The 12,801-nt window shown below is 58.7% G+C and carries 13 protein-coding genes and 1 pseudogene; 6 read left to right on the top strand and 8 right to left on the bottom strand.

Going from position 1 to position 12,801, the window contains the following annotated elements; translation table 11 throughout:
• Nucleotides 1-96: 96 nt before the first annotated feature.
• Nucleotides 97-969, top strand: coding sequence for an AraC family transcriptional regulator (locus tag B0G52_RS13745; protein WP_094045179.1), 873 nt, complete (start codon nucleotides 97-99; stop codon nucleotides 967-969).
• 50 nt (nucleotides 970-1,019) lie between these two features.
• Here B0G52_RS13745 and B0G52_RS13740 read toward each other — a convergent pair whose 3' ends face one another.
• Nucleotides 1,020-1,223 (bottom strand): type II toxin-antitoxin system antitoxin, encoded by a 204-nt coding sequence (locus B0G52_RS13740; protein ID WP_094045176.1) that lies wholly within the window; start codon nucleotides 1,221-1,223, stop codon nucleotides 1,020-1,022.
• Between the two features lie 6 nt (nucleotides 1,224-1,229).
• Nucleotides 1,230-2,126 (bottom strand): SPFH domain-containing protein, encoded by an 897-nt coding sequence (locus tag B0G52_RS13735; RefSeq protein WP_094045174.1) that lies wholly within the window; start codon nucleotides 2,124-2,126, stop codon nucleotides 1,230-1,232.
• 170 nt (nucleotides 2,127-2,296) lie between these two features.
• Here B0G52_RS13735 and B0G52_RS13730 point away from each other — a divergent pair.
• Nucleotides 2,297-3,178 (top strand): annotated as a pseudogene (locus B0G52_RS13730) (NAD(P)-dependent oxidoreductase); the annotation flags it as partial.
• Nucleotides 3,161-3,577, top strand: a complete 417-nt coding sequence (locus tag B0G52_RS36165) for a PilZ domain-containing protein (RefSeq protein WP_255407495.1) — start codon at nucleotides 3,161-3,163, stop codon at nucleotides 3,575-3,577. The pseudogene B0G52_RS13730 and the gene B0G52_RS36165, both read left to right, overlap by 18 nt.
• A gap of 69 nt (nucleotides 3,578-3,646) precedes the next feature.
• Here B0G52_RS36165 and B0G52_RS13725 read toward each other — a convergent pair whose 3' ends face one another.
• The 5 genes from B0G52_RS13725 to B0G52_RS13705 form a co-directional block, all read right to left on the bottom strand.
• Entirely contained in the window at nucleotides 3,647-4,483 is an 837-nt protein-coding gene (locus tag B0G52_RS13725; RefSeq protein WP_094045170.1) for a YitT family protein, read from the bottom strand.
• 95 nt (nucleotides 4,484-4,578) lie between these two features.
• Nucleotides 4,579-4,893, bottom strand: coding sequence for a pyrimidine/purine nucleoside phosphorylase (gene ppnP, locus B0G52_RS13720; protein ID WP_094045168.1), 315 nt, complete (start codon nucleotides 4,891-4,893; stop codon nucleotides 4,579-4,581).
• A gap of 27 nt (nucleotides 4,894-4,920) precedes the next feature.
• On the bottom strand, nucleotides 4,921-6,936 hold the full coding sequence (gene tkt, locus B0G52_RS13715) for a transketolase (protein WP_094045166.1): 2,016 nt from the start codon (nucleotides 6,934-6,936) through the stop codon (nucleotides 4,921-4,923).
• Between the two features lie 113 nt (nucleotides 6,937-7,049).
• Nucleotides 7,050-7,949: a formyltetrahydrofolate deformylase gene (gene purU, locus B0G52_RS13710; protein WP_094045164.1), complete on the bottom strand. Its 900-nt coding sequence runs from the start codon at nucleotides 7,947-7,949 to the stop codon at nucleotides 7,050-7,052.
• A 51-nt stretch (nucleotides 7,950-8,000) separates the two neighbouring features.
• Nucleotides 8,001-9,122 carry a deoxyribonuclease IV gene (locus B0G52_RS13705; protein ID WP_094045162.1) on the bottom strand — a complete coding sequence of 374 codons (1,122 nt, stop codon included), beginning with the start codon at nucleotides 9,120-9,122 and terminating at the stop codon, nucleotides 8,001-8,003.
• Nucleotides 9,123-9,258: 136 nt separating this feature from the next.
• Between B0G52_RS13705 and B0G52_RS13700 the strand changes: the two genes are divergently transcribed.
• The 3 genes from B0G52_RS13700 (at nucleotide 9,259) to B0G52_RS13690 (ending at nucleotide 11,119) form a co-directional block, all read left to right on the top strand.
• The gene (locus B0G52_RS13700) at nucleotides 9,259-9,693 is read left to right on the top strand and encodes a DUF2621 family protein (protein WP_094045160.1); all 435 of its coding nucleotides are present in this window, start codon (nucleotides 9,259-9,261) and stop codon (nucleotides 9,691-9,693) included.
• Nucleotides 9,694-9,776: 83 nt separating this feature from the next.
• Nucleotides 9,777-10,190 carry a hypothetical protein gene (locus B0G52_RS13695; protein WP_094045158.1) on the top strand — a complete coding sequence of 138 codons (414 nt, stop codon included), beginning with the start codon at nucleotides 9,777-9,779 and terminating at the stop codon, nucleotides 10,188-10,190.
• Nucleotides 10,191-10,213: 23 nt separating this feature from the next.
• Nucleotides 10,214-11,119 carry a TIGR01777 family oxidoreductase gene (locus B0G52_RS13690; protein ID WP_094045156.1) on the top strand — a complete coding sequence of 302 codons (906 nt, stop codon included), beginning with the start codon at nucleotides 10,214-10,216 and terminating at the stop codon, nucleotides 11,117-11,119.
• Between the two features lie 98 nt (nucleotides 11,120-11,217).
• On the opposite strand, the gene B0G52_RS13685 is transcribed toward B0G52_RS13690, so the two are convergent.
• Nucleotides 11,218-12,798 carry a DUF6382 and FHA domain-containing protein gene (locus B0G52_RS13685; RefSeq protein ID WP_094045154.1) on the bottom strand — a complete coding sequence of 527 codons (1,581 nt, stop codon included), beginning with the start codon at nucleotides 12,796-12,798 and terminating at the stop codon, nucleotides 11,218-11,220.
• Nucleotides 12,799-12,801: the final 3 nt, after the last annotated feature.

Genomic DNA, 12,801 nt, shown 5'->3' with positions numbered 1-12,801 from the left:
ATTGACCACAATGATCGGAATCGAAAATGAAATATCCCTTATATTTCGGTTCATATAGTATAATGAATAAAAAAATGTTATCCGGGAGAATTCATCATGCTGCAGCCGGGATCATTCGCCTTTCGCCCTTCCGAAGCTTTGCCCTATATGACGCTCGATTCGCTCGGCTGGACGACGGACGCCGAAGCCGGCTACGGCAACGATTGCCGGGTCCGCAGCGACAAGGGTCACGTGATATTCCAATACACGTTAAGCGGGGAGGGCCGCGTCGACACCGACGGACAGACCTGGGAAGTTCCTGTCGGAAGCGGCTTTCTCGTCCGGGTGCCGAGCGAGCAGCGGTACTACTACCCTCCCGAGGGCACGCAGCCTTGGGCCTTTATCTGGCTGAACGCCTGCGGGGAAGACGTGCTTCGCATGTGGGACAGAATCGTCGAGAAGCAGGGGCCGGTCGTCCGGCTGTCGGCCGAATCCCAGCCGCTCGCGCTTTTCTGGGAGATGTACCGCGCCGTATCCGTCGATCGATTGTCGGATCCGGCGGAGCTTTCCGTTCTGCTGTACAGGTGGCTGCTCTCCCTTCTTCGGCCGGACGCGAATTACGCCGCCAAGGAAACGGGCATACATCCGGCGATCCGCCAGGCGAAAAGATTCATGCGCGACAATTTCGCGCGTCCGCTCTCGCTCGAAGACATCGCGGCGCACTGCGGCGTCTCCCGCTCCTACCTGTGCAGACTGTTCCAGCGGAAGGAGAACGACTCGCCGCTCGCCTATCTTCAGCGAAGAAGAGTCGAAGCCGCGGTGACGATGCTGCGAAGAACCGACGCCAGCATCCAGTCGGTCGGAGCCCGCTGCGGATTCGACAGCCCAAGCTATTTCGGCAAAATCTTCCGCCACTATTTGAAGCTGACGCCCGGAGAATTCCGGCGACTCACGATCGAGCACCCTTACGATACCGTCTATTTGGATTAAAAAAAGAGGAGCCCGCTTGCCATCCCCGATGGATGCAAGCAGACTCCGATTTATGGTTCCGTATTGTCCGGAGAAGAGTCCGGCGGCGCTTGCCGGTTCCCCGTCGGGAGTCTTCCGGCCCTGCGCAGCGCCTCGCGAAGGAGATACTCGATATGCCCGTTCACGCTGCGGAACTCGTCCTCCGCCCACCTCTCCACCGCGCGGTGAATTTCGGCGTCCAGCCGCAGCGGGAACGCCTTCTTTTCCCTCGCCATCGTACGTTACCCGTACATCGTACCCGTGTTGATCACGGGCGTCGCCGCCCGGTCGGATACGATCGTGACCATTAGATTGTTGATCATCGCTGCGCGACGTTCCCCATCCAGCTCGATTCCGTTGTCCTTCAGCTGCTGGAGCGCGGATTCCACCATCGTCACGGCCCCTTCCACGATCTTCTGTCTCGCCGCGATAATCGCGATCGCCTGCTGCCGCTGCAGCATCGCGCTGGCAATCTCGGGCGCGTACGCCAGATGGGTAAGCCGCGTCTCAAGCACCTGGACGCCCGCAAGGGAAAGCCGGGTTTGCAGCTCGCGCGTCAACTCCTGCGATACCTCGTCCGCGTTCCCTCTAAGCGAAGTCTTTTGCTCGTCGTTGAACGTGTCGTAGGCGTAATGAGCCGCGATATGCCGGATCGCCGTCTCGCTCTGCACTTCCACGAACTTGCTGTAGTTGTCGACGTCGAATACCGCCTTCGCCGTATCGACGACCTTGAACACGACGACGCAGCCGATCTCGATCGGATTGCCTTCCGCGTCGTTCACCTTCAGCGTCTGGCTGTTGAAGTTGCGCACCTTCAGCGATACTTTCGTCTTGCCCGTAAACGGAATGACCAGCCACAGGCCGCTCTCCGTAATCGTCCCCTTGTACCGTCCGAAAAACGTAATGATTTTCGCCTGATTGGGCTGCACGATCGTCAGCGAGGTCAGCAAAACGATGAACACGAGTATCAGCGCAATTCCCCCGACAATGAACCAGCCGTTTACTTCAGGCTCAGCGCCCGGGAAGCCGCTCGTCTCCGAGCCGGCATTGACGAACAGAACCACGCTTCCGACAATAGATGCCAACGCCAGCAGCAGCGCCAGAAATCCGTTCACATGCCAAGCTTTCGTTGTCGTCATAGGGGCACCACTCCATCTCTAATATTTATTTGATATTTATATGATATCACTTTTGGAATTTCATTTCCACCTCTCGCGAAAAGAATTTTGGCGAATTGCAGTCGAACTCTTCCGCTAACGGCGAAAGAACGGGATAATAGAGACATATATCGAACAAGGAGACGATTCAGATGAAATCGATCGGATTTATCGGCCTCGGCACGATGGGAGAGCCGATGGCCGCCAATCTGCTGCGTAAAGATTATCCCGTCCTCGTCTACAACCGCACTCCGGGCAAAGCCGACCGCCTGGTTGAACTCGGAGCCGACGTCGCCGCTACTCCCATCGAGATTGCCAAGCGCGTCGACGTCGTCATCACGATGATCAGCAACGACCAGGCGATCGAAGAAGTGTACTTCGGAGACAACGGTCTGTTTCAAGCGTTGAAGCCCGGCACGGCGATCATCGACAGCAGCACGATCTCTCCGGCGCTTGCCAGGCGGCTCGCCTCCGAAGCCGCGAACCGGTTCAGCGATTTCATCGACGCGCCGGTCACCGGCAGCAAGCCGGCCGCCATCGAAGGCACGCTGCTCTTCATGGCGGGAGGAGACAGGAAGACGGTTGCCGAGCATGAGGAGCTGCTGCTGGCCATGGGGCGGGAAGTGATCTATATGGGACCGAGCGGCAGCGGCGCGAACGCCAAGCTCGCCCATAACACGATCGTCGGCATCAACGCCGCGGGCTTGATCGAAGGCATGGCGATCGCCGCCAAGAGCGGCATCGACGCATCCGCCTTCCTCCGCGTCGTGCAAGGAGGCGGAGCGGCCAGCAAACAAGCGGATCTGAAAGGCAGGAAAATCATCGAGGAGGACTACAGCGTACAGTTCTCGCTGGAGCTCATGCTGAAGGACTTGAAGCTGTCGTCGGTTCTGACCGACACGCTCGGCGTCTCGACCCCGATGCTGGAGTCCGCCAAGAGCCTGTTCCAGCTCGGACAAGCCGCCGGATACGGCGAGCTCGATCTTGCGGCTCTTGCGCGCGTGTACGAGAGCTGGATCGGCCGGAAGATCGGCGAACCTTCCGCGGCGGCTCTCGAAGCCGCGCTTCCGGCGGATGCTCCGGCCCACTCGGAAGGATCGGACCGCCGCAAGAAAACGCGGGTTCCGCTGGACATTCCGCTTATGATGTCCGTCTATCAATGGGAAGGCGACGGAGGCTTTCGCGGACAATCCGTTCGCGGCCGCCTGCTCGACCTGTCGGAGGACGGCCTCCAGATCGAATCGGAATTTCCGCTGGAGAACGATATGTTCATCGTCATCCACTTCCTGCAGGAATCGCAGCTTCCGCCGATGACCGCCCGGATCATTCGTATCGAACGCAAGCAAGGCGCCTTCAAGTACGGCTGCCTCCTGTCGGGCCTGCCGCTGTATCAGCGCCTTCAGCTTCAAGATTATATCGCGGCTCAGGAATGACCGCCCGTTGTGTGAAAAAGAGCATCCGTACGCTTGGATCCCCAGGCGAGCGGATGCTCTTTTCCGTTTTTATTTCGACAATTCAATAAACCCTTCCCCGAACACGTCGCGTACGTCGTGAATGGTGATGAACGCGTTCTTGTCGATCGCCTTCACGATGCGCTTGAGCACGCTCAGCTCCTGCTTGCTGATGACGATGTACAGAATCTGCTTCTCGGCCTTCGTATAGTATCCGTGGCCGTGCAGCACCGTCACTCCCCGATCCATCAGCGTATTGACCTGGTCGGCGATCTTCGCATGCTCCGCAGAGATGATCGTAACCGCCTTCTTCGGATTAAGCCCCTCGATAATGAAATCCATCACCTTCGTCGCGATGTACAGCATGACGACCGTCAGCATGACCGCCTGGGCACCGATAATGAAGTACGATCCGAACACGACGAGCAGGTCGAAGAACAGCAGCGCATAGCTGACGTTCCAATCGAGGTACTTGTGCGCGATCCGCGCCAGAATGACCGAACCGGCCGTCGTTCCGCCCGCCCGGACGATAATGCCGATGCCCGCTCCGCCGATCACCCCTCCGAAAATCGCGTTCACGACGATCTCATGGGACTCGATGCGCATGCCTTCCGTCAAATACAGAAACAGGGACAGCAGCAGCACGCTAATTACCGTATACGCCACGGTCGTCCGGTCAAGGAATTTATACCCGACAATAAGCAGGAACGAATTCAGAATCAGGCTGACGAGGCCCGGCGACCACCCGTACAAATAATAGAGGATGATCGTAACCCCGGTTACGCCGCCTTCGCCGAACTCGTTCGGAATCGCGAACAGATTGATCGAGAGCGCGAACAGAAGCGCTCCCGCCGCGAGCATGACGAAATCCAACAGTCTCTTTTTCATCATTAAAGCCTCCACACCCGAATACGGCGCTCACGCAAAACAACCACCGCCGCTTGCTTCGGCGGCAGTGGTTGTCCGGCGTTATCGGAATTCGCTCAGTCGAGATACGAGCAAATGTAATCCGTTACCGTCTTGACCTTGAGCTTAAAGCTGGAGTTGGCCGGCACTTCGAACTTCGTCGGCTCGGAGATGTCCAACCATTCGTCGCTGCCCGGAAGCAGCACGGAAAGCTCTCCCGCTTGAATATCCATGATTTCCTTCTGCGCCGTGCCGAATTCGTATTCGCCCGGGAGCATGATGCCCAGAGTAACCTTGGTTCCGTCCTCGAACAGAACCGCCCGGCTCGTGACTTTGCCTTCGAAATACACGTTGGCTTTCTTGACTACGGATACATTGTTGAACTGCGACATCGTTTCTCTCCAGCTCCCTTGTCTGTATTATACCAATTTTTTGAACTCGGCAACGACGTTGTCGACCGTAAATCCGTACTCTTTAATGACGCGGTCTCCCGGCGCGGAAGCTCCGAACGTGGAGATGCCCAGCACCGCTCCGTTATCGCCGACGTAACGCTCCCATCCGAACGGATGCGCCATCTCGATCGCCAGACGGGCTTTGATCGCCTTCGGCAGCACGCTTTCCTTATAGCTCGCGTCCTGCTTCTCGAACAGGTCGAAGCTCGGCAGGCTCACAACGCGGACGTGGATGCCCTGCTCGGCCAGCGCTTTCTGGGAAGCGACCGCAAGCTGCACCTCGGAGCCCGTCGCGATCAGAATGCCTTGAGGCTGGCCGTTCGCCGCTTCGGAGATCACGTAGCCGCCCTTGGCGATATTGTCGCGGGCGGAAGCTGCCGTGCCTTCGAGAATCGGCAGGTTCTGACGAGTCAGTACGAGCGCGACCGGATTGTCGCGGTTCTGCAGCGCATACGCCCATGCCGCGGAAGTCTCGTTCCCGTCGGCAGGACGGATAACCGTCAGGTTCGGAATGATGCGGATCGAAGCGAGCTGCTCGATCGGCTCGTGCGTCGGGCCGTCTTCGCCGACCGCGATGCTGTCGTGCGTCAGAACGTATACGACCGGCAAGCCCATCAGAGCCGCCAGACGAACGGCCGGACGCAGGTAGTCGGTGAACACGAAGAACGTGCCGCCGAATACTTTCAAGCCCCCGTGCAGCATAATTCCGTTCATCGCCGCGGCCATCGCGAATTCGCGAATGCCGAAGTAGATGTTGCGGCCGTCGTAGCTGCCCGGCTTATAGACGGACAGTCCCTTCATATGCGTCATCGTCGAGCTCTCCAGATCGGCGGAGCCGCCTACGAGATAAGGCACGTTCTTGGCCAGGCCGTTGATCGCGTTGCCGGAAGCGACGCGCGTGGACAGCGGCTTGTCCTCCGTGGAGTACGCCGGCAGATCCGCGTCCCAGCCTTCCGGCAGCGCACCGGACAGCGCCTGCTCGAATTGTGCTGCGAGCTCGGGATGGGCGGCTTTGTACTTGGCGAATTGAGCTTCCCAAGCCGCATTCGCCTGCTCGCCCGCTTGCTTGATCGCCGCGAAATGAGCGCGCACTTCCTCGGGCACGTGGAATTCCTCGTGAGGCCATTCGTAGAACGACTTCGTCAGCTTCGCTTCGTCCGTTCCGAGCGGGGAACCGTGCGGACCTGCATGGCCGCCCTTGCCTCCCTTGTTCGGGGAGCCGTAGCCGATGACCGTCTTCACTTCGATCAGCGTCGGCTTGCCCAGCTCCGCTTGCGCGGCTTCGATCGCCTTGCTCAGCGCGTCGAGATCGTTGCCGTCCTCTACGCGAAGATATTGCCAGCCGTACGCTTCGAAGCGCTGGCCGACGTTCTCGGAGAACGACAGGCTAAGCTCGCCGTCGAGCGAAATATCGTTGGAATCGTACAGGACGACCAGCTTGCCCAGCTTCAGATGGCCGGCCATCGAAGCGGCTTCCGAGGCGACGCCCTCGGACAAATCGCCGTCTCCGCAGATGGAGTATGTAAAGTGATTAATAACCTCGAAGCCGTCGCGGTTATACGTAGCGGACAGCTGCGCTTCCGCCATCGCCATGCCGACGGCCATCGCGATGCCTTGGCCCAGCGGGCCTGTCGTCGCGTCTACGCCGGCCGTATGGCCGAATTCGGGATGCCCCGGAGTCAGGGAGCCCCATTGACGGAAGTTCTTCAACTCTTCGATCGGGAGATCGTACCCGCTCAAGTGCAGCAGGGAGTAGAGCAGCATCGAACCGTGGCCCGCGGACAGAACGAACCGGTCGCGGTCGATCCATTGCGGATTGGACGGATTATGCTTCATCGATTTGGCGAACAATTGATACCCCATCGGGGCGGCTCCCATCGGCATGCCGGGGTGGCCGGATTTCGCTTTCTCGATCGCGTCGATGGAAAGCGTGCGGATCGTCGTTACGGATAATTGATCGATCGTTTTCGTGCTGGCTGTCATGAAACAGAACCCTCCTCTTGTCTATTCGCGTACGCTGCCGGCGATTGCGCCGCAGTCGTACAGTTAGCGCTCGATTGATTGTAACACGCGGTTTTCGTTAATGGCACATTGTCTTACACGAACACGACGGTTTTGTTTTGATAGACGAGCAGTCTGTCTTCCACATGCCACTTCACGGCGCGAGCCAGAACGATTCTCTCGATGTGGCGTCCGATCCGCTTCAGCTCGGTAACGTTGTCGCGATGGCTGACGCGCTGGATGTCCTGCTCGATGATCGGGCCTCCGTCCAACTCTTCCGTTACATAGTGTGCCGTTGCTCCGATCAGCTTAACCCCGCGATTGTAAGCTTGCTGGTATGGCTTGCCCCCGACAAATGCCGGAAGGAAGGAGTGATGGATGTTAATGATCCGGTTGTGGTACTGCTCGATGAATTTCGGGGACACGATCTGCATGTAGCGGGCGAGCACGATCAGGTCCACCTTGCCGGCGGTCAATTCGCGCTGCTTCTGCTCGGCTTCGGCTTTCGTATCCGGCGTGACCGGCACGTAGTGATACGGAATGCCGAACGATTCCACGATGCCTCTCATGTCCTCGTGGTTGCTGATGACCATGCTGATCTCCGCGTCGAGGTCTCCGGCCTGCCATTGCCAGAGCAGCTCCAGCAAGCAGTGGTCCTCCTTGGAGACGAACACCGCGATTCTTTTGCGGCGCGCCGCGCGAAAAACGCTCCATCTCATCGAGAAGCGATCGGCGACGCGGGTGAAATCCTCTTGAAGCGAAGGCAGGCGCTGCTCAAGTTCCTGCAGATCGAACTCGATCCGCATGAAGAACATGCCGCCCTCCGGGTCCATCGTATACTGATCCGACTGGACGATATTCGCTCCTTGCTCGTACAGGAACTGGGACACCGCCGCGACGATTCCCGCCTTGTCCGGACAGGAGATGAGCATGCGGGCCCGCACGCTCTTGTCATCCTGCCGTTTGTTTCCTTGCGTCTGGTAAGTGTGACTCATCGTTCTTCTTCTACCTCTCTTATGGACGCTGCCTGCAGTCAGGCAGGAAAGTTATTGTTGGGACAGCCAATCTTCGCCCGCCAAGTACGCGAGCAAGCGATGGTTCACCGCTTCTTCGCTGTAATCTTCGGGGAACACGCGATTCTCCAGCAGCATGTCGTACAGCCGCTCCATCGGTTCGCGAGGGTCGGCTTTTCTCGCTTTGGCGTCGGACTTCAGCAGTTCCCACGTGCTCAGCACGTACAGGCGGGAATCGATGCCGACTTTATCGAAGAAATGGTGCAGCCGTTCGACGTCGACCATGAACTCGCCTCCGAATCTCTCTTCGGCGTCCCCTCTGAGCATCGCGATCTCCGCTTCGTACATCGGGCGTTCGTTTTTGCCGATCCACGGCGTCTCAAGAATAAAAGGCTTGCCCTTCAAGAGCTCGTGGCCGACGACTCCCGCGATCCCCTCGTATCCGATCCAGCCGGAGCCGATCGGAGCATGACGGTCCTTCGCCGCTCCGAGCGGATTTTTGCTGTCGTTGACGTGCACGACCGCGATCCGGTCAAGGCCGACGATGTCGTCGAATTTGCGCAGCACGCCGTCGATGTCGCCCACAATATCGTAGCCGGCATCGTGAATGTGGCAAGTATCCATGCAGACGGTCAAACGCTCGTTCAGCCGGACGCGCTCGATGATCTGCGCCAGCTCCTCGAAGGAACGGCCGATCTCGGTGCCTTTGCCCGCCATCGTCTCCAGAGCGATGTTCACGTCCGTCTCCTTGGTCCCTTCCAGCACCTCGTTCAGCCCTTCGGCAATGCGCGCGATGCCGTATTCGGGGTCCTTCTCCGTATACGCGCCGGGGTGAAGCACGATGTTCTTGACGCCGATGCTGTGCGTCCGGCGAATCTCCTCCTGAAGGAAATCGACCGCCAACCGATAAGTATCTTCCTTATAAGAACCCAGATTCACGATATAAGGGGCGTGCACGACGATCTCTCCGATGCCGGCTTGCGCCATCGCTTCTTTACCTTGCGGAATGTACAGGTCCTCGATCGGCTTCCTTCGGGTGTTCTGCGGCGCGCCCGTGTAGATCATGAAAGTGCTGGATCCGTAGGAGGACGCCTCCTTCGCGGCCGTTAGCAAACCCTTGTCCGAAAAAGAAACATGCGATCCGATTTTCAACATTTTCCGGCTCCTCTCGCCTTTCGTTCCGTCCCCTTCCGAATGTCAGGGGCTTGTTGTCGCAATTATTTCCCTATTGTATCGCGAACGTCGAAATAAATCTAGGAATGCGGTATAATTTCAAGATGAGGTGATCGTTATGGGTGAGACCCCAACTTGGTTTATTTATTTCATCGCGTTCTGGACGGTCGTGCTCGTCTTGTTCATGAGCATAGGCGGCTTCTTCATGTTCCGCAAATTCCTCAAGGTGCTCCCGCAGAGAGACGGGAAATCCAAGCTCGATTGGCAAAATTATTGGGTGGAACGAAGCCGCGATCTGTGGACTCCCGAGTCCAAGGAAATGCTGCAGACGCTCGTGTCTCCGGTTCCGACTCCATTCCGCGATATTGCAAGCCATTCCATCGCAGCCAAGATCGGGCAGATTGCCGTGGAGAGCGGCGCGTCCGAAGTGACGAAGGAACACTGCATCGAGGGCTACATACGCGCGACTCCGGCTCGCGACCATAAGAGTCTCATCAGCTTCCTGGAGAAGAAACAAATCGACTATTCCGCTTACAGCCACCTGCTGAAATAACCGTATTCGCCGCGACGGTTCGGAAAAAACCGAAACCTTTGCCGACATTCTTCGTCTAACCTCTTAGGAGGTGCATCAACACGATGAAAAAACGCAACAGAACGACGATGACACTGGGAGCCGCCTTGCTGGCTCTGACGTTGATTGGGACAGCTTGCAGCGGCAACGACAATTCGAGTTCCTCTCCGTCCGCCAGCCCCTCCGCCTCGGCCAGTCCGTCCGCGAGCCCGACGCCCGACTCGGACAATCCGAGCCCGTCCGCTTCTCCGGAACGGATCGAAGCTAAGGGAAAATACGTTGGCCTTCAAGATAGCCACTCCGTCGAAATCGAGACCGAGCAAGGTCCGACGGGATTCCAGGTCACCCCGGAAATCGCCGAGAAAGTCGATTCCTGGGATCCGGACACTCCCGTCAAATTCCAATATATCGTTGAGAAAATAGACGGAGACGCGGGCACGGTCGAGCAGAAAACGATCGTCTCCATCGACAAGGAATAACCGTTACCGAGGAGGGGCGCGGCATGCGCTTGTTGCTGTGCGGAGGAACCGGGTTTATCGGCAAAGCTTTAACGCACGCCCTGCTGTCGAGAGGGGACGAAGTGTGGATCGTCACGAGGAAGAAGGCGGCCGCCGCGTCCTACGACAGCGCGCTTCCCCACCCTCGCTACGTGACCTGGGATGAATGGGAGGCCGATCCCGACCGCCTGTCGGGCTTCGACGGCATCGTCAACCTCACCGGGGAGACGATTAATCAGCGTTGGACCGACAAGGCCAAGGAGCGGATCGTCCGCTCCCGGGAGCAGGCCGCCCAGCGGATCGCCGAGCACGTGAAGCGCATGCGCTATCCGCCGGAAGTTGTCGTGAACGCTTCCGGAATTTCGCTGTACGGCCACTCCGGCGAACAAGTTTTCGACGAATCGTCCCCTGCGCTGCCCGCCGACTTCCTCGGTGAGACCGTCGTCCGCTGGGAAGCGGCGGCCGATCTGATTCCCGCCAAGCGGCTTGTCAAGCTGCGCATTGGGCTTGTCTGCGCCCGGGAAGGCGGGGCTTTCCCGCTGATCCGGCTGCCGTACCGGCTGTTCGGAGGCGGACGCATCGGCGACGGCAAGCAGGGCTTGCCTTGGATTCATCTGCAGGACATGGTCTCCCTGATCTTGTTCTGCCTGGATAACAAGTCGATCGAAGGTCCCGTGAACTCGGTCGCTCCCGACCCGGTGTCCAACGACGAATTCGGCAGGGCGCTCGGCAAAGCCATGAAGCGGCCGCACTGGTTCCCGGTTCCGGGCTTCCTGCTGCGCGGCGCCCTCGGCGAGATGAGCACGCTCGTGCTGACCGGGCAGAAAGCGATGCCCCGCAAGCTGCTTGATCACGGATTCAAGTTCGCCTTCCCTAAACTCGAAGAAGCCCTGCGGGACTTGTCCCGCTAGGGCTTTTCTTTATGTTGCTCCGGAGCGCGTTGTACGATAGTTTCGGCTAACTCCCTCCCGGATTCGCTCTTCCCAGGCGCGTTGTACGATAGTTTCGGCTAATCCCCCTCCGCCAGTTGAAATCGATATTGCGAATAAGCCAGCGTCAGGCAATCTCCCGGCTGAAGCGCATACAGCTCATAGGGAGCCATCGGCTTGTCGTTAAGCCGCGATCCGTTGCGCGAGCCCAGGTCTTTCACCTTCCACTGCTCGGACACCTTCACGAACTCGACATGGGAGCGAGAAATCCCGTCCGTCTCGTCCACATGGTCGGCCGCCTCTTCGGATCGTCCGATGACGAGGGAATCGCCGCGCAGAGGGATTCGAAATTGCTCATGTTTCGACTTCCACACCAAGCAATACGGTTCCGTTGCCGGAGAAGACTGCCGATCCAGCAAAGCGGTTCGCTCCTGTCCGGAGATCCACGTCGTCTCCGGCGTAATCGTGCCGCTCTCCGGAATACGAGGGCCTCCCGTATCCCGCTCCTGCGGCTTGGTTGCCGCCGCAAACCTCGGAGGCGACCATCCCGGGCCGACTCCGCTTGCTTCGTCCGCCGCATATCGATTGCGGAAGGCGGCCTCGATCTCTCTCGGTCCCGGTTCGGTAGATGCCTCTCCCCGACGAAAAGGTCCAAGCCGCATAGGCGGACCATTCCAGAACAGAATAGCCGCCGCTCCGGCGATCAAGGTCAAGCAGACGCAGAGCAGCAATTGCTGCTGACCCGGCCGTTCCAGGTACACGAACTTCCAAGCCGCTGCCAACAACAATACTGCCGAGCAGACGACGAGGATTCGCCAGCGGGCAGGATCGAATCGTTCGCCGCCGCCATCTTCTTCAGAGTTCTCCTCGTCCCTTTGTCTTACCGAGTCGTATCGATGCTGCGACGGCTCTCCCCACAGCTCGGACACCGGCTGCGGATCTTCGGTAGCCGGCTGCAGAAGATCCCACGAACGGCTTCTCGGCTTATTTTCTTCGGCCTGTTGAAGCGCTGCCGCCTTCGGCCGTATAACAGGCGGAGCGCCAGGCTCCTCCTTGCGAACGCCGGCAGGAGAGAATGCCGCGCCTCCAGACGCTTCGGCCAAATATGCCCTGCCTAATCGCCCCAATGCCGACGGCATGAATTCCGCGCCGGACACCAACCGCAAAACTTGCTGGAAGATCGGCCCGTCCGGCTCCTTCACGCGCATCATCCATCTGACGATCAGCCGCTCCAGATCGTCCTTCCAGTTGGGCGAAGGCAGGACGAGAGGCAAATAAGTAAAGCGCAAATCCTGAACTTCGTTCCCCGCGAAGATGAATTCGTCCTGCAGCCGGACCCGCTCGACGTCCAGCATAATCAGCCTGCACTCCTCCAGCGTATCCGCAAGCTTGCACAGAGCCTCCATCATCTCGCTCATCGACCACCAAGATGCCCGCATCGCCTCCGACAGCATCCGCGTCCCGGCCAAAGAATACCTTAGCGAGACCCGGCCGTCGCACTCTTCCACTTCAAGCGGAAGCAGCGAACGAACTTCGCAGCGCTGAAGCATGCGAAGCTGCGTCTCGTTGATCTCGCTGCGAGACAACGGCGGATCGCGTTCCACGACCATGACATGTCCTCTGCGCTGCTCGAACCTTACCGATAGCGGCAATGCCTTCATTCG

The organism is Cohnella sp. SGD-V74, assembly GCF_003001675.1.
Classification (GTDB): domain Bacteria; phylum Bacillota; class Bacilli; order Paenibacillales; family Paenibacillaceae; genus Cohnella.
The sequence above is the reverse complement of the archived record's forward strand: the minus strand, read 5'-3'. Positions and strand labels throughout refer to the sequence as shown.